The organism is Streptomyces coerulescens (assembly GCF_042657965.1).
Lineage (GTDB): Bacteria > Actinomycetota > Actinomycetes > Streptomycetales > Streptomycetaceae > Streptomyces > Streptomyces coerulescens.
In genome coordinates, this window is record NZ_JBHSKM010000050.1 from 210,159 (window position 1) to 236,013 (window position 25,855).

The 25,855-nt window shown below is 70.0% G+C and carries 14 protein-coding genes and 1 tRNA gene; 4 read left to right on the plus strand and 11 right to left on the minus strand.

Annotated elements, in window-relative coordinates:
* The first annotated feature begins 419 nt into the window (after positions 1-419).
* The 3 genes from ACFPQ9_RS43220 (at position 420) to ACFPQ9_RS43230 (ending at position 7,307) form a co-directional block, all read left to right on the plus strand.
* Positions 420-5,390 (plus strand): ATP-dependent helicase, encoded by a 4,971-nt coding sequence (locus ACFPQ9_RS43220; protein ID WP_380865669.1) that lies wholly within the window; start codon positions 420-422, stop codon positions 5,388-5,390.
* Positions 5,391-5,595: 205 nt separating this feature from the next.
* Positions 5,596-6,510 (plus strand): DNA-formamidopyrimidine glycosylase family protein, encoded by a 915-nt coding sequence (locus ACFPQ9_RS43225; RefSeq protein ID WP_380865672.1) that lies wholly within the window; start codon positions 5,596-5,598, stop codon positions 6,508-6,510.
* 32 nt (positions 6,511-6,542) lie between these two features.
* The gene (locus tag ACFPQ9_RS43230) at positions 6,543-7,307 is read left to right on the plus strand and encodes an SDR family NAD(P)-dependent oxidoreductase (protein ID WP_380865674.1); all 765 of its coding nucleotides are present in this window, start codon (positions 6,543-6,545) and stop codon (positions 7,305-7,307) included.
* On the opposite strand, the gene ACFPQ9_RS43235 is transcribed toward ACFPQ9_RS43230, so the two are convergent.
* From ACFPQ9_RS43235 to ACFPQ9_RS43275, 9 genes are all read right to left on the minus strand, one after another.
* Complete coding sequence (locus tag ACFPQ9_RS43235) at positions 7,255-7,542, minus strand: hypothetical protein (protein WP_380865677.1); 288 nt, start codon at positions 7,540-7,542, stop codon at positions 7,255-7,257. The genes ACFPQ9_RS43230 and ACFPQ9_RS43235 overlap by 53 nt on opposite strands.
* A gap of 332 nt (positions 7,543-7,874) precedes the next feature.
* Positions 7,875-8,255, minus strand: coding sequence for a helix-turn-helix domain-containing protein (locus ACFPQ9_RS43240; protein WP_030046881.1), 381 nt, complete (start codon positions 8,253-8,255; stop codon positions 7,875-7,877).
* 109 nt (positions 8,256-8,364) lie between these two features.
* Positions 8,365-8,910 (minus strand): CinA family protein, encoded by a 546-nt coding sequence (locus ACFPQ9_RS43245; RefSeq protein WP_380865680.1) that lies wholly within the window; start codon positions 8,908-8,910, stop codon positions 8,365-8,367.
* Positions 8,907-9,698 carry a CDP-diacylglycerol--glycerol-3-phosphate 3-phosphatidyltransferase gene (pgsA, locus tag ACFPQ9_RS43250; protein ID WP_380865682.1) on the minus strand — a complete coding sequence of 264 codons (792 nt, stop codon included), beginning with the start codon at positions 9,696-9,698 and terminating at the stop codon, positions 8,907-8,909. The genes ACFPQ9_RS43245 and pgsA overlap by 4 nt, the downstream gene beginning before the upstream one ends.
* A complete protein-coding gene (gene rimO, locus ACFPQ9_RS43255; protein WP_380865685.1) occupies positions 9,695-11,176 on the minus strand; it encodes a 30S ribosomal protein S12 methylthiotransferase RimO in 1,482 nt (493 codons plus the stop codon). The genes pgsA and rimO overlap by 4 nt, the downstream gene beginning before the upstream one ends.
* 94 nt (positions 11,177-11,270) lie before the next feature.
* Positions 11,271-12,104 carry a helix-turn-helix domain-containing protein gene (locus tag ACFPQ9_RS43260; RefSeq protein ID WP_380865687.1) on the minus strand — a complete coding sequence of 278 codons (834 nt, stop codon included), beginning with the start codon at positions 12,102-12,104 and terminating at the stop codon, positions 11,271-11,273.
* Between the two features lie 281 nt (positions 12,105-12,385).
* Entirely contained in the window at positions 12,386-15,124 is a 2,739-nt protein-coding gene (locus ACFPQ9_RS43265; RefSeq protein ID WP_380865690.1) for a DNA translocase FtsK, read from the minus strand.
* Between the two features lie 161 nt (positions 15,125-15,285).
* Positions 15,286-15,969 (minus strand): response regulator, encoded by a 684-nt coding sequence (locus tag ACFPQ9_RS43270; protein ID WP_380865692.1) that lies wholly within the window; start codon positions 15,967-15,969, stop codon positions 15,286-15,288.
* 244 nt (positions 15,970-16,213) lie between these two features.
* Entirely contained in the window at positions 16,214-21,688 is a 5,475-nt protein-coding gene (locus tag ACFPQ9_RS43275) for a HAMP domain-containing protein (RefSeq protein ID WP_380865695.1), read from the minus strand.
* Positions 21,689-22,068: 380 nt separating this feature from the next.
* Between ACFPQ9_RS43275 and ACFPQ9_RS43280 the strand changes: the two genes are divergently transcribed.
* The gene (locus tag ACFPQ9_RS43280; RefSeq protein WP_380865696.1) at positions 22,069-24,813 is read left to right on the plus strand and encodes a SpoIIE family protein phosphatase; all 2,745 of its coding nucleotides are present in this window, start codon (positions 22,069-22,071) and stop codon (positions 24,811-24,813) included.
* A 61-nt stretch (positions 24,814-24,874) separates the two neighbouring features.
* Here the strand turns inward: ACFPQ9_RS43280 and ACFPQ9_RS43285 are convergent.
* Positions 24,875-24,947: transfer RNA gene (locus ACFPQ9_RS43285), tRNA-Thr, on the minus strand.
* A gap of 76 nt (positions 24,948-25,023) precedes the next feature.
* Positions 25,024-25,686: a DegT/DnrJ/EryC1/StrS family aminotransferase gene (locus tag ACFPQ9_RS43290; RefSeq protein ID WP_380865708.1), complete on the minus strand. Its 663-nt coding sequence runs from the start codon at positions 25,684-25,686 to the stop codon at positions 25,024-25,026.
* Positions 25,687-25,855 lie beyond the last annotated feature (169 nt).

A 25,855-nucleotide genomic window follows, 5' to 3' on the forward strand; every position in this document is an offset into this window, starting at 1 on the left:
CCCCGCAGACCCGCAAGCCAGACCCCCACCCCACAGCCCCCGGGCACGGCGCCAGCCCCACACCGCGACACCCACGCACGGCGGCCACGGGACGTGCCGGGGGTGGACGCAGCACCCGCGTACGGCGGCAAGGGAACGCACCGGGGGTAGGCACAACACCCGCGCACGGCGGCAAGGGGACGTGCCGGGGGGTGTCCGCCCGCAGCGGCGGGCGTCAAAAAACAGCACCCCCCTGAGAACAGCAACCGCCCGACCGAGGACGGACACCCCCGGCACGGCCCCGACCCACCACACACACCGCAGGCGCTACCCGCACCCCCACTCACACCAGCGGGCCGCCGAGGCATCCCGGCCCGCACCCAGCGCCAGCGTTCCCGCAGCTCAGCCCGATTGTCAGTCCCCGGGTGCAGGATGGACGCATGGTCAGCAACCCACACCGAGCCTTGACCGGCTTCTCCCCCGCAACCCGCGGCTGGTTCACGGGCGCCTTCTCCGCGCCCACCCCGGCCCAGGCAGGCGCGTGGCAGGCCATCAACGAGGGCTCGGACGTGCTGGTAGTAGCCCCCACCGGCTCCGGCAAGACCCTCGCCGCCTTCCTCGCCGCCCTCGACCAGCTGGCCTCCACACCCCCACCGGCCGACCCCAAGAAGCGCTGCCGGGTCCTCTACGTCTCCCCCCTCAAGGCCCTGGCCGTGGACGTGGAGCGCAACCTCCGCAGCCCCCTCACCGGCATCCGCCAGGAATCCGTACGCCTGGGCCTCCCCGAACCCGAGGTGAAGGTAGGCATCCGCTCCGGCGACACTCCCCCCGCAGAGCGCCGAGCCCTCTCGACCCGCCCCCCGGACATCCTCATCACGACCCCCGAGTCCCTCTTCCTGATGCTGACGTCGGCCACCCGAGACGCCCTGACCGGCATCGAGACAGTGATCCTGGACGAGGTCCACGCCGTGGCCGGCACCAAGCGCGGCGCCCACCTCGCCCTCACCCTGGAGCGCCTCGACGAGCTCCTCCCGAAGCCGGCCCGCCGCATCGGCCTCTCCGCGACCGTCCGCCCGGTCGACGAGATCGCCCGCTATCTCTCCCCCCGCCGCAAGGTGGAGATCGTCCAGCCGAAGTCGGGCAAGGAGTTCGACCTCTCGGTAGTCGTCCCTGTGGAGGACCTCGGCGAACTGGGGGGCTCCCCGGTCGCCGACGGCTCGGAGGGAGGCGCGGAACGCCCCTCGATCTGGCCGCACGTCGAGGAGCGCATCACCGACCTGGTCCAGTCCCACCGCTCCACGATCGTCTTCGCCAACTCCCGCCGCCTCGCGGAACGCCTCTGCAACCGCCTCAACGAGATCGCCTACGAGCGCGCCACCGGCGAAACCCTGGACGAACACCATGCCCCGGCGGAACTCATGGGCGGCTCAGGAGCAGCCCAGGGCGCACCCCAGGTCATCGCCCGAGCCCACCACGGCTCGGTTTCCAAGGAACAACGGGCTCTCGTCGAAGAGGACCTCAAAGCAGGACGCCTCCCCGCCGTCGTAGCCACGTCCAGCCTCGAACTCGGTATCGACATGGGCGCGGTGGACCTGGTCGTCCAGGTCGAATCACCCCCCTCCGTGGCCTCAGGCCTCCAGCGCGTGGGCCGCGCGGGCCACCAGGTCGGCGCCGTCTCGACCGGCGTGGTGTTCCCGAAGTACCGCGGCGACCTGGTCCAGGCGGCAGTGGTCACCGAGCGCATGCGCACGGGCTCGATCGAGTCCCTCAGGGTCCCCGCCAACCCCCTCGACGTCCTGGCGCAGCAGATCGTCGCGATGACGGCGATGGACACGTGGCAGTTCGACGACCTCCTCGGCACGGTCCGCCGGGCCGCGCCCTTCGCCTCCCTCCCCGAGTCCGCCTTCACCGCGGTCCTCGACATGCTCGCCGGCCGCTACCCGTCCGACGCCTTCGCGGAACTGCGCCCGCGCGTGGTCTGGGACCGCGTCGCCGGCACGATCACCGGCCGCCCCGGCGCCCAGCGCCTCGCCGTCACCTCCGGCGGCACCATCCCCGACCGCGGCCTCTTCGGTGTCTTCCTCGCCGGATCCGACCCCAAGAAGGGCGGCGGCCGGGTCGGCGAGCTCGACGAGGAGATGGTCTACGAGTCCCGCGTCGGCGACGTCTTCACGCTGGGCACGAGTTCCTGGCGCATCGAGGACATCACCCGCGACCGCGTCCTGGTCTCCCCGGCACCGGGCGTACCGGGCCGCCTGCCCTTCTGGAAGGGCGATCAGCTGGGCCGCCCACTGGAACTGGGCCGCGCGGTGGGCGCGTTCCTGCGCGAGGTCGGCTCGCTGCCCAAGGAGGACGCCCGTCTGCGCCTGCTCGCCGCGGGCCTGGACGCATGGGCGGCGGACAACGTCCTCTCCTACCTCGACGAGCAGCGCGAGGCCTGCGGCCACGTCCCGGACGACCGCACGATCGTCGTCGAGCGGTTCCGCGACGAGCTCGGCGACTGGCGCGTCGTCGTGCACTCCCCCTTCGGCGCCCAGGTCCACGCCCCGTGGGCGCTGGCCCTCGGCGCGAAGCTCTCCGAGCGCTACGGCATGGACGCGCAGGTCATGCACGCCGACGACGGCATCGTGCTGCGCCTGCCCGACGCCGATCTGATGGGCCTAGACCTGCTGGACCAGGAGCCACGCAAGGCCGGCACGGAGTACGACGCCGACCAGGCGCCCGTCGGCGCGGCGGACGTCGTCTTCGACAAGGGCGACGTCGACCAGATGGTCACCGACCAGGTCGGCGGCTCGGCCCTGTTCGCGTCCCGGTTCCGCGAGTGCGCCGCCCGCGCGCTGCTGCTGCCGCGCCGCAACCCCGGCAAGCGCACCCCGCTGTGGCAGCAGCGCCAGCGTGCCGCCCAACTGCTCCAGGTGGCCAGCGAGTTCGGCTCGTTCCCGATCGTCCTGGAAGCGGTCCGCGAGTGCCTCCAGGATGTCTTCGACGTGCCCGGACTCGTCGAGCTGATGGGCGACCTGGAGTCCCGCAAGGTGCGCCTCGTCGAGGTCACCACCCCCGAGCCGTCCCCCTTCGCCCGCTCCCTCCTCTTCGGGTACGTCGCCCAGTTCCTGTACGAGGGGGACTCCCCGCTCGCCGAGCGCCGGGCCGCCGCCCTGTCGCTGGACTCGCGGCTGCTCGCCGAGCTGCTCGGCCAGGCGGAGCTGCGTGAGCTGCTCGACGCCGAGGTGCTGACCGAGCTCGAGCGCGAACTCCAGTGGCTCACCGAGGACCGCCGCGTGAAGGACGCCGAGGGAGTGGCGGATCTCCTCCGCCTCCTGGGCCCGCTCACCGACGCCGAGTTGGCCGAGCGGGGCGCCGAGCCGCACTGGGCCCAGGAGCTGGCCGGCGCCCGCCGCGCCATCAAGGTCCGTGTCGCCGGCACCGACCACTGGGCGGCGATCGAGGACGCGGGCCGCCTGCGCGACGCGCTCGGCACCGCTCTGCCGGTCGGCGTCCCCGAGGCCTTCACCGAGCCGGTCAAGGATCCACTCGGCGACCTCCTCGCCCGCTATGCCCGCACGCACGGCCCGTTCACCTCGGCCACGGCGGCGGCCCGCTTCGGCCTGGGCGTGGCGATCACCGACGGCGCCCTGCAGCGACTGGCGGCCGGCGGGCGCGTCGTACAAGGCGAGTTCCATCCGGCCGGCATCGGCCAGGAGTGGTGCGACGCGACGGTCCTGCGTCGGTTGCGCCGCCGTTCCCTCGCCGCGCTGCGGCACGAGCTGGAGCCGGTGCCGCCGGCCGCGCTCGCGCAGTTCCTGCCCCAGTGGCAGCACATCGGCAAGGGCCACGGGCTGCGTGGCATCGACGGACTGGTCCGCGCCATCGAGCAGTTGCAGGGCGCGTCCGTGCCCGCGTCCGCCCTGGAGAAGCTCGTTCTGCCGTCACGCGTCGCCGGCTACACCCCCGCGATGCTCGACGAGCTCACCTCGGCCGGCGAGGTCGTCTGGGCCGGGGCCGGCTCGCTCCCCGGCAAGGACGGCTGGGTCTCCCTCTATATGGCGGACGCAGCCCCCCTGCTCCTGCCGCAGCCCCACCCCCTGGAGCTGACGGCACTGCACCAGTCCGTCCTGGACACCCTCTCCGGCGGTTACGGCCTGTTCTTCCGCCAGATCGCCGACCAGGTCCGCGCCACCACCCACCCCGACGCCACCGATCCCCAACTCGCCGACGCCCTCTGGGATCTGGCCTGGTCGGGCCGTCTGACCAACGACACGCTCGCCCCCATGCGCTCCCTGCTGGGTTCGGGCCGCACCGCGGGCTCCACGGCCCACCGCGCCAAGCGCACCATCCCGCGGGGCCGCTACGGCTCCCTCACATCCGCCGCCCGCCCAGCGTCACGCACCGGCCCGCCGACCGTCGCCGGCCGCTGGTCCGTGCTCCCGGCACACGAACCCGACCCCACCGTCCGCGCACACGCCCTGGCGCGCACCCTCCTCGACCGGCACGGCGTGGTGACCCGTGGAGCGGTCGGCGCGGAGGGCGTCGAGGGCGGCTTCTCGGCGACGTACCGCATCCTGTCCGCCTTCGAGGAGAGCGGTCAGGCGCGGCGCGGCTATGTGGTGGAGGGGCTCGGCGCCGCCCAGTTCGCGATGGACGGCGCGGTGGACCGCCTCCGCGCGGTGTCCAACGCCCGCGACCGCGGCGAGGACCTTCCGGGCCCTGGCACCCCGGACGGCTTCGGCCCAAGTGCCCCCTACGGCAGCCCAGGTATCGCCGGCGCCGACCAGGCCGACCCGTCGGCGCACGACAACCCCGACGGCACGCTCACCCCCGCCCCCACGTACGACATCCCCGACCTCGACCACGACTTCCTGGACGCCCACCTCGGTCCGAGCGAATGGGTCTCGCCCCGCGACCTCGCCCCGGAGAACGGCCGACGCACCTCACAAGGGCCGGCATGGCAGAACGGCGGATCCCAGTACCGCCCAGGACCAGGCCCCGGATCCGCCTCCCGGCGCACCCGACCCACTCCCGACACCAGAACCGTCGTCCTCGCCGCCGCCGACCCGGCGAACGCCTACGGCGCCGCACTCGGCTGGCCCGAGCCCCCCACCGGCGCCGGACACAAGCCGGGCCGCAAGGCGGGCTCCCTGGTGGTCCTCGTCGACGGCGAGCTGACCCTCTACATGGAGCGCGGCGGCAAGACCCTACTGGCCTGGCCCTCGACCCCGGACACAGAACCGACGGACGACCCCCGCCTGCACACCGCGGCGGAGGCCCTCGCCTCGGCCGCCCGCGCGGGCTCTCTCGGCACGGTCACGGTGGAACGCGTGAACGGTGCCTCAGCGCTGACGTCCCCCATAGGCGCCCTCCTGGAAGGAGCAGGCTTCATCGCGACGCCCAGAGGCCTGCGCCTACGCGCCTGAGACCAGATGCCTGACGCCAGATCCCTGACACCGCATGTCCGACACCCGCCCGGTCCGCGAGTCCCGGAGTCCCCGAGTCCCCGAGTCCCCGAGTCCCCACCAGCCTGCCCGTCCGCGCAGGCACACCCACGCACGCACACCAACGCACGCCCGCCCACGAACGCACTCCCGCCCACGCACCCCCACCCCATGCCACCCTTGACCCATGCCCGAAGGAGACACGGTCTGGCAGACCGCGCAGCGGCTCCACACCGCCCTCGCCGGCGGGGTGCTGTCCCGTAGCGACTTCCGGGTGCCCAAGTACGCCACGGTCGACCTCACGGGCCGTACCGTCCTGGACGTCACCCCCCGCGGCAAACACCTCCTCACCCGCGTCGAAGGCGGCCTGACCATCCACTCGCACCTCGGGATGGAAGGCTCCTGGAAGGTGTTCACCGACCAGCAGCGCTGGACAGGCGGCCCCGCCCACCAGATCCGCGTGGTACTCACCACCACCCCTGCCCCGGGCACCCTGGACACCCGGGACACCCGAGGTGCCCGGGAGACCCCCGACACCCGCCCCGCCCACACAGCCGTCGGCTACCGCCTCCCCGTCCTCGAACTCCTCCGCACCACCGAGGAAGACCGTGCCATCGGCCACCTCGGCCCCGACCTGCTGGGCCCGGACTGGGACCCCGACCTCGCCCTCGCCAACCTCCTCAAGGACCCCGCCCGCCCCCTCGGCGAGGCCCTCCTGGACCAGCGCAACCTCGCCGGCATCGGCAATGTCTACAAGAGCGAGCTCTGCTTCCTGCTCCGCGTCACCCCCTGGCTCCCCCTCGGCGCGCTCCCCGCCGAGCACACCGCGCAACTGCCGCTCCTCGCCAAGAAGCTGTTGGAAGCCAACCGCGACCGCCCGATCCGCAACACGACGGGCCGCCGCGGCCAGGACGTCTTCGTCTACGGCCGCGCCCGCCGCCCCTGTCTGCGCTGCTCCACCCCGATCCGCGCGGCCGACCAGGGCGACGGCTCCCGCGAGCGCCCCACCTACTGGTGCCCCAACTGCCAGGCGGGCCCGACCCCGACCCAGCCGCGCGGCACCGCCTCGCCCCACAGAACCCAACACCGTACGACTAATTGACGGTCCGTCAGATTCACTCGTACCGTCCCTTCATGGCCGTAAAGGCGTACGACCTCACCGGACGGACCGCATTCGTCACAGGCGCCGCCAGCGGCATCGGCCGCGCGTCGGCCGTGCTGCTCGCCGAGGCCGGCGCGGCCGTGCACTGCGCCGACCGTGACGAGCAGGGTCTGCACGAGACGGCGACTCTGATCAAGGCGAGCGGCGGCACCGCCCACGTCCACCACCTCGACGTCACCGACCGCGCACAGCTCCGCCAGGCCGTAGCGGCCTGCGAGCGGCTGGACGTGATGGCCGCGGTCGCCGGGATCATGCACAGCAGCCCGGTATTGGAGACCCGAGACGAGGACCTCGACCGGGTACTGACTGTCAACTTCAAAGGTGTGCTGTACGCCTGCCAGGAGGCGGCCCGCGCGATGCTCGCCCAGCAGGTCCGGGGCAGCATCGTCACCATGGCCTCGGGCGCCGTGGACACCGGCGGCCCTGGTCTGCTCTGCTACGGCGCGGCCAAGGCGGCCGTCGTACAGCTCACGAAGACGCTGGCCACGGAGATGGGGCCGCACGGGATCCGCGTCAACGCCGTCGCCCCGGGCTGGATCCGCACTCCCATGACCGACCGCCACGACGTCGCGGCGCAGACTCACACCGAGACGTTCATGGCACGGATGTCGCCGCTGGGCCGGGTCGGTGAAGCGGAGGACGTCGCGCACGCGGTGCTGCACCTGGCGTCCGACGCCTCGTCCTTCACCACGGGCCAGATCCTGCGTCCGAACGGTGGTGTGGCGATGCCGTGGTAGTCGCGGCGGCTCGCCCTGCCCGCCAGGCCCGCACCCACCGCCGCGGATCGACGGCTCCCACGGCCCGCGCCTTCGGCACACAGTGCACCGGCAACAGGCTCAGCCCCCACCCCCCGGCGGCGACACCTGCCTCCAGTGCCCCCGCGTCCGGTACCAGCGCGAGCCGCAGCACGGCCCACCACCACAGCGCCCCGAACCCGAGAGCCGCCCCCCAGCGCGCTATCGGCCGTGCCATCCGCTCACCTCCAGCCCGAGGCTAGGCCGCCCGCACACCGGCCGGGAGGGCGCGTCAACGGCACACAGTGAAGGCGCAGGCCAACGCCTTCACGCCGCCCCGGGCGCCGTCACAACCTCCACCATGACCGCGCGATCACCCCCCGGCAAACGGACCCGAGGGCGACGTCAGGCCCCGCCACCCTCGTCAAAGACACCGGCCCCGGCACCGCCCCCGAGCCCGGACAGCACGAAACCCCGGCCGCTCTCTCCCAGGTCTCCCTGGAGAAGCCCCGACCGGGGTCCCACACAATTCCTCAGCGCATGGTCAGCCCATGCGCACCTGCGTCACCGTCACGCGGCGACCACGTCCACCGCCTCTGAAGGCGCCTTGATGGTCACCCGTTCCGGTGGCACACCGGTCACCGACACGGAACCCAGCATCGGACGGACCGACGCGGGTACAGGCTCGCTGGGTGTGGCCGCAGCAGACTGGGCCAGCTCGGCGAGGGCGAGCTCGTCGCTCACTTCCCGCATGAGCTCGGACATCCGTACGTCCAGCGCGTCGCAAATCGCGGCGAGCAGCTCGGAGGAAGCCTCCTTCTGCCCCCGCTCCACCTCGGAGAGATAGCCGAGTGAGACTCGGGCGGACGAGGAGACTTCGCGCAGAGTACGGCCCTGGCGCTGGCGCTGCCGACGCAGCACGTCACCCAGCAGGCGACGGAGCAGAATCATCGGTGGCTCCCTCCTCGGACCGCGTAGCCGCATCCTTCACGCCCCACCGTACCGCCTTGCGCCGCGGCCGTGCGGGGAGCGATGTCGTGTTCACTCAGGGCTGCAAACATCAAAACCCCCCGTTCCGTTCCGTATCCTGTGCCCGCTCATTCCCACTGTGTTCGCCCGCAAGCTCCTTCAGGAGCAGTGCGAGTACGCTCCGTACACTCTCCATACGAATTTCCTCGCGGCCGCCGTTCAACCGCAGGGCCTCCACTTTTCCGCCACCGGCAGAACCGGAACCAGGACCGATCGGCCCGTCCAGGGCGACGAAAACGGTCCCTACGGGGTGCCCGTCCTGCATGTCGGGCCCCGCCACACCGGTCGTGGCGATACCCCAGTCAGCTCCCAGCGCCTTCCGCACACCGGCGGCCATCTGGGCCGCGACCTGCGGATTCACCGCACCGTGCTGCTCCAGCAGGGTGGCGTCGACGCCGAGGAGCCGGTGCTTCAGCTCGGTGGCGTAGGCGGTCACCGACCCCCGGAAGACCTTTGATGCCCCCGGGACGGTTGTGATGTCCGCCGCAACCAGTCCGCCCGTCAGCGACTCGGCCACAGCGAGCGTCTCACCACTCACTGTGAGTAGTCGCACCACGTCGGTGGCCCGGGAACTCACGCTTCCGTCTCCTCCAACGCGGCCTTGCGCTCAGCGATTCCCTGCCTGCGCAGCACAATGGCTTGTCTCACATAGTCGAGCCCGGTCAGCACGGTCAGGACGACCGCCCCGGCCATCACCCACCACCTCAGGGTGGCCAGCCACCCCGTCAGCGCCAGGATGTACATCCCGACGGCCACGCCCTGCGTGAGCGTCTTGAGCTTGCCGCCGCGGCTGGCCGGGATCACGCCGTACCGGATGACCAGGAAACGCAGGAGCGTGATCCCGAGTTCCCGGCCGAGGATGACGATGGTCACCCACCACGGCAGATCGTCCAGAGCCGACAGACAGATCAGCGCCGCGCCCATGATCGCCTTGTCGGCGATGGGGTCGGCGATCTTCCCGAAGTCGGTGACGAGGTTGTAGGTGCGCGCCAGATGGCCGTCGAACAGGTCCGTGATCATGGCGATGGCGAAGGCAGCCCAGGCGAGTGAGCGCCACGCCGGGTCGTACCCGCCGTCGGCCAGCATCAGCGCGACGAACGCGGGCACGAGGACCAGCCGGAGCATGGTCAGGAGGTTGGCGATGTTCCAGACGCTGGCCTGGTTGACGGCCGCGGCCGCGATCTTCCCGCCGCGCGGCGATTTCGCCCCGCCCTGGGCAGCGCTCTCGGCGCCGCCCGCCTTCGAGCCGCCCGCCTTCGAGCCGACGCCCTTGGACGAGCCGGCCTTGGACGAGCCCACCGCGCTCGCCTGGCCCGCCGCACCCGCCTGGGAGCCGCCAGCGGCGGACGCCGGAACTCCGGTCATCTGTCCGCCTCCTCACTACACGCGAGCGAGCCCAGCAGCGGCTCGGCCACCAGATCGACACCTTCCGTACCGACCACCTTCGCCTCGACCATACGACCGACGCTCAGCCCCTCGCCGCTCGTGAGCAGCACCTGGCCGTCCGTCTCCGGCGCCTGATGCGCCCCGCGGCCGTACGCGCCGTCCGCCGAGTCCTCGTCGCCCACCGACTCGACCAGCACGTGCACGGTCTCCCCGAGGCGCTCCTCGGACCGCTGCGAGACGAGCTCCTCGGCCAGCCTGGAGACGCGTGCCAGCCGTTCGGCGACGACGTCCTCGTCGAGCTTGTTGTCGTACGTGGCCGCCTCGGTGCCCTCCTCGTCGGAGTAGCCGAAGACGCCGATGGCGTCCAGCCGCGCGTGGTTCAGGAAGCGCTCCAGCTCGGCCAGGTCGGCCTCGCTCTCGCCGGGGAAGCCGACGATGAAGTTGGAGCGCACACCGGCCTGCGGGGCCTTGCTGCGGATGGTGTCGAGCAGTTCCAGGAACCGGTCGGTGTCACCGAAGCGGCGCATCGCGCGCAGCACGTCCGGCGCGGAGTGCTGGAAGGACAGGTCGAAGTAGGGGGCGACCTTCGGCGTGGACGTCAGCACGTCGATCAGTCCGGGCCGCATCTCGGCCGGCTGGAGGTAGCTGACGCGGACGCGCTCGATGCCGTCGACCTCGGCGAGCTCCGGCAGCAGGGACTCCAGCAGGCGGATGTCGCCCAGGTCCTTGCCGTAGGAGGTGTTGTTCTCGGAGACCAGCATGATCTCCTTCACGCCCTGTTCGGCCAGCCACCGCGTCTCGTTCAGCACGTCGCTGGGCCGGCGCGAGATGAAGGAGCCGCGGAAGGACGGGATGGCGCAGAAGGAGCAGCGCCGGTCGCAGCCGGAGGCGAGCTTCACCGAGGCGACCGGGGCGCCGTCGAGGCGACGGCGCAGGGGCGCACGCGGACCGGAGGCCGGAGCGAGCCCCTGCGGAAGGTCGACGGGAGCGTGCCCGGGGAGCGCGACGTCGGCCGCGGACTCCTGCCGCTCGGCCGGGCTGATCGGCAGCAGCTTGCGCCGGTCGCGCGGGGTGTGCGAGGCGTGGACGCCACCGGACAGGATGGTCTGAAGGCGATCCGAGATGTCCGCGTAGTCGTCGAAGCCGAGCACTCCGTCGGCCTCGGGGAGGGCCTCGGCGAGATCCTTGCCGTACCGCTCGGCCATGCAGCCCACCGCCACGACGGCCTGGGTTCTTCCATGGCCCTTGAGGTCGTTGGCCTCGAGCAGGGCGTCGACGGAGTCCTTCTTGGCGGCGTCGACGAATCCGCAGGTGTTGACGACCGCGACGTCCGCGTTCGCGGCGTCCTCCACGAGGTCCCAGCCGTCCGCCTCCAAGCGGCCTGCGAGCTCCTCCGAGTCCACCTCGTTACGGGCGCAGCCAAGAGTGACGAGTGCGACGGTACGGCGTTCAGGCATGGGCTCAAGACTACTTTGTCTCACTGACAGCCCACGTCGACGGGGTTGGCCGATCTTGGCCAACCCCGTCCTCAGCTCGACCGTTCAGCCGGACTTATCCCGCCTGCGGGTCGCCCTTGGTGTACGTGAGGCGCTCCACGGCGCCGGGCTGCCAGTCGTCCTCGATCTTCTTGCCGTTGACGTAGAGGTCGATCGCGCCCGCGTCGCCGAGGACGAGGTTGATCTTCTCGCTGTCCTGGAAGGTCTTGGAGTCGCCCTGCTTGAGCAGGCCGTCGAAGAGCAGTCGGCCGTTGTGGTCCTTGGCCGCGACCCAGCTCCTGCCGTCGGCGGCGCTGACCTGAACGGTCACCTTGTCCTGCGGTACGGCGGCGATGGCGCTGTCCGACGGCTGGGGCTTGGGGTCCTTGGGCTTGTCCGTCTTCGGGGTGGATGCGGTCTTGTCGGACGTCGGCGTCGAGCCGCCCTCGGCGACCGCCGACTTGCCGCCGTCGTCGCCCTTGAAGGCGGTGAATCCGACGAACCCGATCACCGCGACGATCGCGGCGACCATGGCCGCGGTCCAGTTGGGTCCGCGCCGCTCGGGACGGATGCGCTCCGCCTCGAACAGGGGGGCGGCGGGGGTCGGCGCCGGTCGTCCGCCGTGCGAGGCGTCGTACTGGGCGAGCAGCGGGGCCGGATCGAGGTGGACGGCCTTGGCCAGGGTTCGGATGTGACCACGGGCGTACACGTCGCCGCCGCAGGGGGCGAAGTTGTCCGCCTCGATGGCTTGCACGATGGCGATGCGGACCCTGGTGGCGTTGGTGACGTCGTCGACGGTCAGCCCGGCATCGAGGCGCGCCTGCCTCAGGGCACGGCCGATCGAGGGTCGGGCTTCCTCGGATACGTCTTCGAACGGACGCTCGTCTTCAGGGGAGTTGCCGATGGACACGGGGGCGCCTTTCGAGCGTTTAAGCCACCTGTGCTGGAGGTTCAGTCTAGGGGGGTAACGAAAGGGTGGGGCAACCGGGCGGTGGGACTTTGTACGCCATCGGTATGGCCGGGCACACCGATGGTGGGGCACGAGTTTGTCGCTTCCCTCAACTTGACGTACGCCGAAGGGGAACGGTTGCTCAATGATCCCTTACGGGTGAGTCACGATCGGGCATCGGCCCCGCGCCCACCCACCCGCGAGACGACCACTGAAATCCCGTATTCCGCGTCGGGCTCGCTTTATGCCTCCCCGCGGATCACCACGAGCACTCCGTCCAGCTCATCAGGTTTCACAAGAACGTCACGAGCCTTGGAACCCTCGCTCGGACCGACGATGCCGCGCGACTCCATGAGGTCCATCAGCCGCCCCGCCTTGGCGAACCCGACGCGCAGCTTGCGCTGGAGCATGGACGTCGAACCGAACTGCGTGGAGACCACCAGTTCCGCGGCCTGGCACAGCAGGTCGAGGTCGTCGCCGATCTCCTCGTCGATCTCCTTCTTCTGCTTCGTCCCGACGGTGACGTCGTCCCGGAAGACGGGCGCCATCTGGTCCTTGCAGTGCTGGACGACGACCGCGACCTCCTCCTCGGTCACGAACGCGCCCTGCATACGCGTGGGCTTGTTGGCGCCCATCGGCAGGAACAGCCCGTCGCCCTTGCCGATCAGCTTCTCGGCGCCGGGCTGGTCGAGGATCACGCGCGAGTCGGCGAGCGAGGAGGTGGCGAAGGCGAGCCGCGAGGGCACGTTCGCCTTGATCAGACCGGTGACGACGTCCACGGAGGGCCGCTGTGTGGCGAGCACCAGGTGGATACCGGCCGCACGCGCGAGCTGCGTGATGCGCACGATCGCGTCCTCGACGTCACGCGGGGCGACCATCATCAGGTCGGCGAGCTCGTCGACGATCACCAGCAGGTACGGGTAGGGCTGGAGCTCGCGCTCGCTGCCCTCCGGCGACTTCACCTTGCCGTTGCGCACGGCCTCGTTGAAGTCGTCGATGTGCCGGTAGCCGTAGGCCGCGAGGTCGTCGTAGCGCAGGTCCATCTCGCGTACGACCCACTGGAGCGCCTCGGCGGCCCGCTTCGGGTTGGTGATGATCGGCGTGATCAGGTGCGGGATGCCCTCGTAGGCGGTCAGCTCGACGCGCTTGGGGTCGACGAGGACCATGCGGACGTCCTCGGGGGTCGCACGCATCATGATCGAAGTGATCAAGCAGTTAATGCACGACGACTTACCGGAACCGGTCGCTCCGGCGACCAGGACGTGCGGCATCTTCGCGATGTTGGCCATCACGTAGCCGCCCTCGACGTCCTTGCCGAGCGCGACCAGCATCGGGTGGTCGTCCTCGGCGGCGGCCGCGAGGCGCAGCACGTCACCGAGGTTGACCATCTCGCGGTCGGTGTTGGGGATCTCGATGCCGACCGCGGACTTGCCGGGGATCGGGCTGATGATCCGCACGTCCGGGCTGGCGACCGCGTACGCGATGTTCTTCGTCAGCGCGGTGATCCGCTCCACCTTCACGGCGGGCCCGAGCTCGACCTCGTAGCGCGTCACCGTCGGCCCGCGCGTGAAGCCGGTGACGCGGGCGTCGACCTTGAACTCGGAGAAGACGGTGGTGAGCGAGTCGACGATGGCGTCGTTCGCGGCGCTGCGCGACTTGCCCGGACCGCCGCGCTCCAGGAGGTCGAGCGACGGCAGCGAGTACGTGATGTCGCCGGACAGCTGGAGCTGTTCGGCGCGCGGCGGCAGGTCGCGCATCTCGTCGGGCGCGGCCTTGGTGAGGTCGGGCACCCCGGACTTGGTGAGGTCAGCGACGTCGGTTTTCGGGAGCTTCTCCTGCTTGGGCCGCGCGGCGGGGACCGGTGTCGGCACCGGGGTGGTCTCCGCGCGGTCGCCCACGCTGACGCCCTGGGTGAGGTCGGCGACGATCGGCGACGGGGGCATCCCGTGCAGGACGGCGCCGTCGAGCGCGGCAGCGGCGGCCGCCGCGACGTCCACAGCGTCCATGGGACGGTCCATCTCGGGCTGCGGCACTGCGGAGCGCCTCGGCCGCCCGCGACGCCGCGAGAGGGCCTCCTGCTCGGCGCCCTCGGGGTCGTACGCCTCACGCGCCGGAGCGCGCTTGCGTCCGCGCGACGCCGGCAGCGCTTCGCGCCACTGGTCGTCGTAGCGCTCGTCGTCGTCGGAGTACTCGTCGTCCTCTTCGGGGTCGGGCAGGATGCCGAGCTTGATGCCCAACTGCCGCAGCCGCTGCGGGATGGCGTTGACCGGGGTGGCGGTGACCACCAGCAGACCGAAGATCGTCAGCAGCACGAGCAGCGGCACGGCGAGGACGTCGCCCATGGTGTGCGTCAGCGGGGTCGCCGCGCCCCAGCCGATCAGCCCGCCCGCGTCCCTTATGGCCTGCATGCCTTCGCTGCGGGCGGGCGAGCCGACGGCGATGTGGACCTGGCCGAGCACCCCGATGACGAGCGCGGACAGGCCGATGACGATACGGCCGTTGGCCTCGGGCTTCTCGGGGTGCCGGATGAACCGCACGGCGATGACCGCGAGCAGTATCGGCACGAGCAGGTCGAGCCGGCCGAAGGCGCCGGTCACGATGATCTCGACGAGATCGCCGACGGGACCGCGCAGATTCGACCAGGTGCCGGCGGCGACGATCAGCGCGAGGCCGAGCAGCAGCAGCGCGATGCCGTCCTTGCGATGGGCGGGGTCGAGGTTCTTCGCGCCCTGCCCTATGCCGCGGAACACGGCGCCGACCGCGTGCGCGAGTCCGAGCCAGACGGCGCGCACGAGCCGGTACACGCCCCCGGTGGGGTTGGGCGCGGGCTTCGGCGGCGCGGCTTTCTTGGCCGCGGCCTTCTTCGCCGGCGCCTTTTTCGCGGGGGCTTTCTTGGCGGCGGCCTTCTTCGCCGGAGCCTTCGCGGAAGCGGCCGCCTTCTTCGCGGGCGGCTTCTTGGCTGCGGAGGAACGTGAGGCCATGGGTGTGAGGTTACCGGTGGAGAAGACAGTGGACACGTGTGCCCACTGCTTCACCCGTTCGTGTCGCCCTTGTGTGGGCGGCGAACTGACGCCGGTTCACGGGCCGGTCACGCGCAGGACGGTCGGACGCCGCCCGCCCGCCAACCGGAACCGACACGGGGTCAGTTCTGCGACGACACCGACGACGTGCTCCCGGTGCCGGGCTCCAGCGCGTCCAGCGCCCGCCGCAGTCCGGTGAGTTTGCGTTCGAGATGAGCCGCAGTGGCCACCGCCGCCGCGTCCGCGGACTCGTCGTCCAGTTGCTTGGACAGCGCCTCCGCCTGCTCCTCGACGGCCGCGAGCCGCGCCGACAGCTCGGCCAGCAGTCCCGCCGGCTCCTTGGAGTCGGCGCCCGCGGCCTTGCCGCCACCGCCCTCCAACTGGAGCCGCAGCAGCGCCGCCTGCTCCCGAAGCTGGCAGTTCTTCATGTACAGCTCGACGAACACGGAGACCTTCGCCCGCAGCACCCACGGGTCGAACGGCTTGGAGATGTAGTCCACCGCGCCTGCCGCGTAGCCGCGGAACGTGTGATGCGGGCCGTGGTTGATCGCGGTGAGGAAGATGATCGGGATGTCCCTGGTCCGTTCCCGCCGCTTGATGTGCGCGGCGGTCTCGAAACCGTCCATTCCCGGCATCTGGACATCCAGCAGAATGACCGCGAAGTCGTCCGTCAGAAGTGCCTTGAGCGCTTCCTCCCCGGACGATGCCCGCACCAGGGTCTGATCGAGCGCAGAGAGGATCGCCTCCAGCGCCAGCAGATTCTCCGGCCGGTCATCGACCAGGAGGATCTTGGCCTTCTGCACCATGGCCCGCCCTCCTCGCCCCGGCAGTGCACCGGGCTCCGCCCCAGGGGACGACTCCCTTACGCCGCCCGCCCTCGTGCCGGTCATGGTAGCCGCACCCCGCCTGTCGCCACACCCTGTCACCGCGATGTCACTGTGCACGTAGCAGAAACGCGGCAGGAGACCAGAAGGTTCCCCGAATCCCGCACTTCTACACGGCTTCGAGCACACTGAGTCAGCAACTCCGTGTGAACACTTTCAGCCCTCGTCACTGGTCCCTCATCCACTGGTCCATCACCGCCAGGAGATGATCGGGATCGACCGGCTTCGTCACATAATCGGAAGCACCGGACTCGATCGCCTTCTCCCGATCGCCCTTCATCGCCTTCGCGGTCAGCGCGATGATCGGAAGCCCGGCGAACTGCGGCATCCGGCGGATCGCCGTGGTGGTCGCGTATCCGTCCATCTCCGGCATCATGATGTCCATCAGCACGACCGCCACGTCGTCGTGCTGTTCCAGGACCTCGATGCCCTCACGGCCGTTCTCGGCGTACAGCACCGACAGGCCGTGCTGCTCCAGGACACTGGTCAGCGCGAAGACGTTGCGGATGTCGTCGTCGACGATCAGCACCTTCTCGCCGCCGAACCGGATGCCGCGCCGCGACTTCGGAGCCCTTTCCTGTCGCTCCGGCGCCGACCACTGCTCCTGCTGCACCGGTGCCTGTTCCAGCTCGTGCACGGCCCTGCGACGGCGCCTGAAGAGCGCGGCGGCGCCGTTCTGAGTCTCCCGGTACGACCGCACCTCGGCCGGCGTCTCGATCTCCACGTCGGACAGCTCCGCCAGGTCGGCCGCGGCCACCAGGTCGCCCGCGTTGAGGGCCGGCAGCTGCTGCTGGTAGCCGTGCGGGGGCAGTTCGCTGGGGTGAAGCGGCAGGTACAGCGTGAACGTCGAGCCGCGTCCCGGTTCGCTCTGCGCGTGGATCTCGCCGCCCAGCAGCTGTGCGATCTCCCGCGAGATGGACAGCCCCAGACCCGTACCGCCGTACTTGCGGCTGGTCGTGCCGTCCGCCTGCTTGAACGCCTCGAAGATCACCCGCATCTTGCTCGCCGCGATCCCGATGCCGGTGTCCGTGACGGAGAACGCGATCAGCGGCGCGTCGGCCTCGGTCAGCGAACCGGCCTCCAGCAGCTGCTCCCGGATGATCTGCGGCACGTCCATCCCGGCCGGCCGGATGACCAGCTCGACCGAGCCGGAGTCGGTGAACTTCACCGCGTTCGACAGCAGGTTCCGCAGCACCTGGAGCAGCCGCTGCTCGTCGGTGTGCAGCGTGGCCGGCAGCTCCGGGGAGACCCGTACGGACAGGTCCAGACCCTTCTCCGCGGTGAGCGGCCGGAAAGTGGCCTCCACGTAGTCGACGAGCTGTACGAGCGCGATGCGTGTCGGGGAGACGTCCATCTTGCCCGCCTCGACCTTCGACAGGTCGAGGATGTCGTTGATCAGCTGAAGCAGGTCCGAGCCGGCGCCGTGGATGGTCTCGGCGAACTCGACCTGCTTCGGCGAGAGGTTGCCCTCGGCGTTGTCGGCGAGCAGCTTGGCCAGAATCAGCAGCGAGTTGAGCGGCGTACGCAGCTCGTGGGACATGTTGGCGAGGAACTCGCTCTTGTAGCGCATGGAGACGGCCAGCTGCTCGGCGCGCTCCTCCAGGACCTGCCGCGCCTCCTCGATCTCGGTGTTCTTCACCTCGATGTCGCGGTTCTGCTGGGCCAGCAGTTCGGCCTTCTCCTCCAGCTCGGCGTTGGACGCCTGGAGGGCCTTCTGCCGGTTCTCCAACTCGGCCGACCGCTCCCGCAGTTGCTCGGTCAGCTCCTGCGACTGCTTCAGCAGCACCTCGGTCTTGGTGTTGACCGAGATCGTGTTGACGCTGGTCGCGATCATCTCGGCGATCTGGTTGAGGAAGTCCTTCTGGATCTGCGTGAAGGGGGTGAAGGAGGCCAGCTCGATCACGCCGAGCACCTTGCCCTCGAACAGCACCGGAAGGACGATCACCTGCGCGGGAGGCGCCTCACCGAGCCCCGAGGAGATCTTCAGATAGCCGCTGGGCGCGTTCTCCACGAGGATCGTCCGCTTCTCCTCGGCGGCCGTCCCGATGAGCGCCTCACCCGGCCGGAAGGACGTCGGCATGGAGCCCATCGAATAGCCGTACGACCCGAGCATCCGCAGCTCGTACGCGTCGTCGTTCTCGGCGGCCAGGTCCTTGCCGTCGAGGAGCGGCATCGCGACGAAGAACGCGCCGTGCTGCGCGGTCACCACCGGCGTCAGCTCGCTCATGATCAGCGAGGCCACGTCCGCAAGATCGCGACGGCCCTGCATCAGCGCGGAGATCCGGGCGAGGTTGCCCTTGAGCCAGTCCTGCTCCTTGTTGGCGATCGTGGTGTCGCGCAGGTTGGCGATCATCTTGTTGATGTAGTCCTGGAGCTCCTGGATCTCGCCTGACGCGTCGACGTCGATCTTCAGGTTCAGGTCGCCTCGGGTCACCGCGGTCGCCACGCGCGCGATGGCGCGCACCTGGCGAGTAAGGTTTCCTGCCATTTCGTTCACGGACTCGGTGAGGTCCCGCCACGTTCCGTCCACGTCACGCACGCGTGCCTGGCCGCCGAGCTGCCCTTCGGTGCCCACCTCTCGGGCGACTCGGGTGACCTCCTCGGCGAACGACGACAGCTGGTCGACCATCGTGTTGATCGTCGTCTTGAGCTCGAGGATCTCGCCGCGGGCATCGATGTCGATCTTCTTGGACAGGTCGCCCTTGGCGATCGCTGTCGTGACCAGGGCGATGTTGCGGACCTGACCGGTCAGGTTGGATGCCATCTGGTTCACGGACTCGGTGAGGTCCTTCCACGTACCGGCCACACCCGGTACGTGCGCCTGACCGCCGAGGATCCCGTCCGTGCCCACCTCACGGGCCACCTTGGTGACCTGGTCGGCGAACGAACTCAGCGTCTTCACCATCGTGTTGAAGGTGTCGGCGAGCTGCGCGACCTCGCCGCGCGCCTCGATCGTCACCGTCCGCGTCAGGTCGCCGTTGGCGACGGCCGCCGCGACCTGGGAGATGTTGCGCACCTGCATGGTCAGGTTCTTGGCCATCAGGTTCACGTTGCCGCTGAGGTCCTTCCAGATGCCCGTGACACCCGGAACATGCGCCTGGCCACCCAGGATGCCCTCGGTACCCACCTCACGGGCCACTCGGGTCACCTGCTCGGCGAAGCTGGACAGCTGGTCGACCATCGTGTTGACGGTCGTCACCAGCTCGAGGATCTCGCCCTTGGCGTCGACGGTGATCTTCTTCGACAGGTCACCCTTGGCGACCGCGGTCGTGACCTCGGCGATCTGGCGCACCTGAATGGTCAGGTTGTTCGCCATGAAGTTCACGGACTGGGTGAGGTCCTTCCAGGTACCGGAGACGCCCTGCACCTCGGCCTGACCACCGAGCTGGCCCTCCGTACCCACCTCACGGGCGACCCTGGTGACCTCCTCCGCGAACGACGACAGCTGGTCCACCATCGTGTTCAGCGTGTTCTTCAGCTCCAGGATCTCGCCGCGCGCGTCCACGGTGATCTTCTGCGACAGGTCACCGCGCGCCACCGCGGTGGCGACCTGGGCGATGTTGCGCACCTGGGCCGTAAGGTTTCCTGCCATTCCGTTCACGGAGTCGGTCAGGTCCCGCCACACACCGGCCACACCGGGCACCTGCGCCTGCCCGCCGAGGCGGCCCTCGGTACCCACCTCGCGGGCCACCCTGGTCACCTGGTCGGCGAAGCCGGAGAGCTGGTCGACCATCGTGTTGATGGTGTTCTTCAGCTCCAGGATCTCGCCACGGGCGTCGACGTCGATCTTCTGCGACAGGTCACCCTGCGCGACCGCCGTGGTGACCTGCGCGATGTTGCGCACCTGAGCGGTCAGGTTTCCTGCCATTCCGTTGACGGAGTCGGTCAGCTCCTTCCACGTACCGGCGACACCCGGCACGACCGCCTGACCGCCCAGCCGGCCCTCGGTACCCACGTCCCGGGCCATCCGCGTGACCTGGTCGGCGAAGGACGACAGCTGGTCCACCATCGTGTTCACGGTGTTCTTCAGCTGGAGCATCTCGCCGGAGACGTCCACGGTGACCTTCTGCGACAGATCACCGTTGGCCACGGCCGTCGTCACCTGGGCGATGTTCCTCACCTGTCCGGTGAGATTCCGGAACGCGGTGTTGACGGAGTCCGTCAGGTCCTTCCACGTCCCCGCCGCGCCCGGCACCTGCGCCTGCCCGCCCAGCTCACCCTCGACACCGACCTCACGCGCGACCCGCGTGACCTCGGCACCGAACGCCGACAGCTGGTCGACCATGCCGTTGACGGTGTTCTTCAGCTCCAGCATCTCGCCGGCCACGTCCACCGTGACCGTCTGCGACAGATCACCGTTGGCCACGGCCGTCGTCACGGCGGCGATGTCCCTCACCTGAATGGTCAGGTTCCTGAAAACGGTGTTGACGGAGTCCGTCAGGTCCTTCCAGGTGCCCGCGGCACCCGGCACGTTCGCCTGGCCGCCCAGCCGTCCCTCGGCTCCGACCTCATTGGCCACACGCGTGACCTCGTCCGCGAAGATCCGCAGCGTCTCGGTCATCTGGTTAATCGTGTCCGCGAGCTGGGCGACCTCGCCCCGCGCCGACACGGTCACCTTCTGCGACAGATCACCGTTGGCGACCGCCGTCGTCACCTGGGCGATTCCCCGCACCTGCGCCGTCAGGTTGCCAGCCATCAGGTTCACCGAATCGGTGAGGTCCTTCCACACTCCGGCCACACCCGGTACCTGCGCCTGCCCGCCGAGCTCGCCCTCGGTGCCCACCTCGCGCGCTACTCGCGTCACCTCGGAGGAGAAGGACGACAGCTGGTCCACCATCGTGTTGACGGTGTTCTTCAGCTCCAGCATCTCGCCGGCCACATGCACGGTGACCTTGCGTGACAGGTCACCCTTGGCGACCGCCGTGGTCACCAGCGCGATGTCCCTCACCTGCGCCGTCAGCCGGTACGCCATCGTGTTGACGGAGTCCGTGAGGTCCTTCCACGAACCCGACATCCCACGCACGCGTGCCTGCCCGCCGAGCTTGCCCTCGGTACCGACCTCACTGGCCACACGCGTGACCTCGTCGGTGAACGTCGAGAGCTGATCGACAAGGTTGTTCACAGTGCGCCCGACCTTGAGGAACTCGCCCCGCAGCGGATGCCCGGTCCCGTCCGACCCCTGCGTACGCAGCTCCATACGCGGCGACAGATCACCCTCGGCCACCGCGGACAGCACCCGGCCGACCTCGGAGACGGGCCGTACGAGGTCGTCGACCAGGGAATTGGAGTTGTCGACCGCGGCCGCCCAGGAGCCCTCGCAGGCGCCCGTCTCCAGCCGCTCCGTGAGCTTGCCCTCCCGGCCGACCATCCGTCGCACGCGCGCCAGCTCACCCGTGAGGTGGAGATTGCGGTCGGCCACCTCGTTGAAGACGGCGGCGATCTCCGACATCACGCCGTCCCCGGACACCGTGAGCCGCTTGCGGAAGTTCCCGTCCCGCATCGCCACCAGAGCCGCCAGCAGCCGGTTCAGGGCAGCCGTGTCCACGGCAGTGGTCCCACCACGCGCCTTGCGCTCGTTCTTCAGGGACTGTCCGCCTTTCGCGCGCGTCTTAGTGCCCCGCGTCGCTGCGCCAGACTCCACTGTGTCCCTCCCGCAGGGGTCGACCGTTACTGCTGTGCTCGGGTTGCTACTGCTCCGCGTACCCATTACTGCTGGGTATTCCTGCCGGATATACCAGGCCACACTCACGTGCTGCTGCCCGCGGTACGCGAATCACACTCGGCCCGCCCGGACCTTCACAAGAAGCTTGCCCAGTGTTTCACCCTGCCTGAACCCGGCCATAACAGTTCGGCAGCTTCGCACATCGTCCGCACACCCTCCGGACGGAAACACTGCAGACCGGCATCCGCATGGACGGCGAAGGTAAGTAACCTTGCATGCGGCTGTCCAGCCGCGCCGGTCCCGTCCGGCCTGGGCGGTGACAGGAGGAGCACGAGCGGGCATCGGAGGGGCAGCCGGACATGACCACCGGACTGATCCCGGGGGGACCATCCCCGGACCGGCCGACGGACGCGCACATGCCGCACCAGCGGCGTGAGCCGGTCGGCCAGGTAGCCCTGCACGTCGACAACCGGACGAGGAGTTCTGTGATCACCGCGCGCGCGGCAGCCAGCTTCGATCCCGTCGGGCGATCGGTCGCGAGCGCCCGCTCCTTCGTCCGCGACACATTGCAGGGCTGGGGTTTCGCCGACATCGTCGATGACGCAGTCGTCCTCACCAGTGAACTGGTGACCAACGCCGTCGTGCACGCCGGCACCTCCGCGGACGTCCTGTGTCTGCGCAGTGAAGAAGGCGTACGAATCGAGGTGGCCGACCGGTATCCGGAGCGCGAGATCCCGCTCCAGGGCTCACCGGTCAACATGGGCAGCCCCGACCGCGAGGGCGGCCGCGGCCTCCAGCTCTGCGCGGCCCTGGCCGGCCGCTGGGGCGTCGAGTACACACCGACGCACAAGCAGGTCTGGTTCCAACTCGACCTCCCCGCACGCCCGGTTGGTACCCGCGCCGCCGGTCCGTCGCTGCCGTCCGACCTCCTCCCGCTCGCCGACGGCCGCGTACGCGTCGCGGTCGTCCAGATCGACCGCACCGGCTCCATCTCGTCGTGGAACGAGGACGCGGAGGAGCTCTTCGGCTACGCGGCCGAGCAGGTCACCGGCAAGCCCCTGACCGACCTCGCGGCCTGGCCGCACACCCCGGGCACCAGCACCGGCATCGCGGAGGCACTCCAACTCTCGCGCTGGGAAGGCAGCTACGGCATCAGGGGCGCCAACGGCCGCGTCACCCCCGTGTACGCCTCCCATCTCCGCGTCCGCGACACCGGCGGCGAACCCTCCACCGTCTGCCTCCTGGTCCGCGATCACGAACGCGCCGTCCTGCAGACCCCGCTGCGCCTGCCCGCCTCCGACACGGCCACCGAGGCGACGAGCACCGACCCCTTCGAGGTGTTCATCGGCTCGCCCGCCCCGGACGACCTCGACGGCCTCCTCCAGCGCACGGTGGAACGCGCCCGCGACATGCTGGACGGCGACTCCGCCTTCCTGCTCCTCGCGACCGATGACGAGACGGAGTTGGAGGTCCGCGCCTCGACCGGCCTCCCCTCCGCCCGCCAGCGCTTCGCACGCGTGCCCGTCGAGGCCGGCCCCGGCCGCTACGGCTCGGCCCGGATGCCGGCCGTCCACGAGGACCTCACCATGGTCCCCGGCGCCGTCCCCCTCCTCAGGGGCACCGGCATGCGCTCGGTCGTCACAGTCCCCCTGAAGGTCGAGGGCCGCCTCACCGGCTCCCTCGGCGTGGCCGCCGAGGGCCCCGCCAGATACTCCAACGAGGAGGCGCTGCGCCTCCAGTTCGCCGCCGACCGCATCGCGCTGGCGGTCGAGTCGGCCCGCCTCGGCGAACTCGAACGCCTGCGCCGCGGCTCCCTCAGCTTCCTCGTCGAGGCCTCCGACCTCCTCGCCGGCACCCTGGACCGCGACCAGACCCTCGCCCTGATGGCGCAGATGACGGTCCCGACCCTGGCCACCTGGTGCGCGGTCTACACGATCGCCGACCAGGCCTCGGAGCCGTACCTGTCCTACGTCCTGCACGAGGACGAGGAACTCATCGACGGCATTAAGTCGTTGCTCTCCAAGATCCCCCCGCCGGACCCGGTACCCACCCCCGGAGCCCGCGTCTGGTCGGCCCCGGCCGAATCCGCCCACCAGGCCGCCCTGCGCACCTCCATGCGCAGCCTGGGCCTCGGCGAGCCCATCGGCCGCATCAGCGCGGGCATCGGCCCCACGCTGGCCACGGCATCCGCGGTCGGCGGCGAGACGGTCGTCCTGCCCCTGGTGGCCCGCAACCGCGTCATCGGCATGCTCACCCTCGGCAAGCCCACGGACGAACACTTCCGCCAGGAAATCCTGGAGTTGGCCGAGGACCTCTCCCGAAGGGCCGCCCTGGCCCTGGACAACGCCCGCCTCTACTCCGAGCGCACAGCCATCAGCCAGTCCCTCCAGCGCAGCCTCCTGCCGCCCGAGCTCCCCGAGATCGACGGAGTCGAGGTCGAGGTCATCTACCGCGCGGCCGGCGAGGGCAACGAGGTCGGCGGCGACTTCTACGACCTCTTCCCGATCAGCGACGGCGCCTACGGCTTCGCCATCGGCGACGTCTGCGGTACGGGCCCGAACGCCGCGGCGGTCACGGGCCTCGCACGGCACGCCCTACGCCTCCTGGCCCGTGAGGGCCTCAGCGGCCCGGCGGTCCTGGAACGCCTGAACTCCGCGATCCTCGACGAGGGTGCCCGCAGCCGCTTCCTGACGCTCCTCTACGGCGAGTTGAGGCCGCAGGAGGACGGCAGCGCCGAGCTGAAGGTGGTCTGCGCCGGCCATCCGCTGCCGCTGCGCCTACGCCAGGACGGCACGGTCGAGCCGGCCGCGGAACCCCAGCCGCTGCTCGGCGTCATGGAGGACCTGGAGCTCTACGAGCAGACCGTCACGCTCGACCCGGGCGACGTCCTGCTCTGCGTCACGGACGGTGTCACCGAACGCCGCGAAGGCAGCCGCATGCTGGGCGACGACGGCCTCACCGACGTCCTCACGACCTGCACCGGCCTCACGGCGGGCGCGGTGGCGGCCCGCATCATGCGTGCGGTCGAACGCTTCGCCTCTGACGCCCCGTCCGACGACATGGCGATCCTGGCGATGCGGGTGCCGGGCATCCACAAGGACTGAGGCAGACAGGAAGACGGGCATGAGAAAGGCCCCGCCCGAATGGGCGGGGCCTTCTGCACGGAGCCCCCAAACGGAATCGAACCGTTGACCTTCTCCTTACCATGGAGACGCTCTACCGACTGAGCTATAGGGGCCTGCCGCCTTTTGCGAAGTTTCCCTCGCGGCAACGGAATAGATCATACCCTGAACGCGCCCTGCTCCCAAAATCACTCAGAAGGCGGGCTGAAGCAGTCCTCCGAGCGCGTTGCAGGCAGACACGATGCGCTGCATGTCCCGCTTGGTCAGGGAAGCGTCAACCGGCAGAGCCAACGTTTCATCAGCGGCTCGCTCGGTTTCGGGAAGGGACACACACCGCCGGAACTCAGGCAGCCGATGCACAGGCGTCTTCACCGGCACCCGGCACTCAACTCCCCTGGCCCGCACGGCCCGAGCGAAGGCGTCCCGATCCGGCCGCCCGTTCCCCGGCACCCGCACGACGTACTGCTGGTACGTGTGTCCGTCACCGCCATCAGGCGTGTACACACCCCTGAGCTTCGCATCCAGGTACGCGGCCCGCTGCCTGCGCTGGGCGATCTCGTCGTACGGAGCCTCGGACTCACCCTGCTCCAGCACCAGCAGGCCGTGCCGCTGCCCGAGCTCGTGCAACCGTGCGATATCGGCCGACCGACCAAAGCGGTGTACCGCGACGACGGCCGCCGTACGCCGAGTGACAACCGCCTCGACAGCGGCCGCCTCCAGGCAGTACGTCACCGGGTCTATGTCGGCGAACACCGGCAGCGCTCCGGCCAGGACCACGGCCTCGGCGACTTCGACGTTCCCGAAGGCCGGTACGACAACCTCATCACCGACACCGATGCCGGCGGCCCTGAGCATTGCAGCTGTACCCATGTGGGTGATGTTGGTTGCGGAACGTGAACGTCAGGTGACGGGCAACAAAAAAGGGTTGGACCCTGAACCGAAGTTCAGGATCCAACCCTATTAAAGTTTGTTCGGCGGCGTCCTACTCTCCCACAGGGTCCCCCCTGCAGTACCATCGGCGCTG

Excerpts from the sequence above, each read along its gene's own strand:
- ACFPQ9_RS43265 (WP_380865690.1), bottom strand. The coding sequence starts at position 15,124 with ATGGCCTCACGTTCCTCCGCAGCCAAGAAGCCGCCCGCGAAGAAGGCG.
- pgsA (WP_380865682.1), bottom strand. The coding sequence starts at position 9,698 with ATGACCGGAGTTCCGGCGTCCGCCGCTGGCGGCTCCCAGGCGGGTGCG.
- ACFPQ9_RS43220 (WP_380865669.1), top strand. The coding sequence starts at position 420 with ATGGTCAGCAACCCACACCGAGCCTTGACCGGCTTCTCCCCCGCAACC.
- ACFPQ9_RS43225 (WP_380865672.1), top strand. The coding sequence starts at position 5,596 with ATGCCCGAAGGAGACACGGTCTGGCAGACCGCGCAGCGGCTCCACACC.
- ACFPQ9_RS43240 (WP_030046881.1), bottom strand. The coding sequence starts at position 8,255 with ATGATTCTGCTCCGTCGCCTGCTGGGTGACGTGCTGCGTCGGCAGCGC.
- ACFPQ9_RS43230 (WP_380865674.1), top strand. The coding sequence starts at position 6,543 with ATGGCCGTAAAGGCGTACGACCTCACCGGACGGACCGCATTCGTCACA.
- ACFPQ9_RS43270 (WP_380865692.1), bottom strand. The coding sequence starts at position 15,969 with ATGGTGCAGAAGGCCAAGATCCTCCTGGTCGATGACCGGCCGGAGAAT.
- ACFPQ9_RS43235 (WP_380865677.1), bottom strand. The coding sequence starts at position 7,542 with ATGGCACGGCCGATAGCGCGCTGGGGGGCGGCTCTCGGGTTCGGGGCG.
- ACFPQ9_RS43290 (WP_380865708.1), bottom strand. The coding sequence starts at position 25,686 with ATGCTCAGGGCCGCCGGCATCGGTGTCGGTGATGAGGTTGTCGTACCG.
- rimO (WP_380865685.1), bottom strand. The coding sequence starts at position 11,176 with ATGCCTGAACGCCGTACCGTCGCACTCGTCACTCTTGGCTGCGCCCGT.
- ACFPQ9_RS43280 (WP_380865696.1), top strand. The coding sequence starts at position 22,069 with ATGACCACCGGACTGATCCCGGGGGGACCATCCCCGGACCGGCCGACG.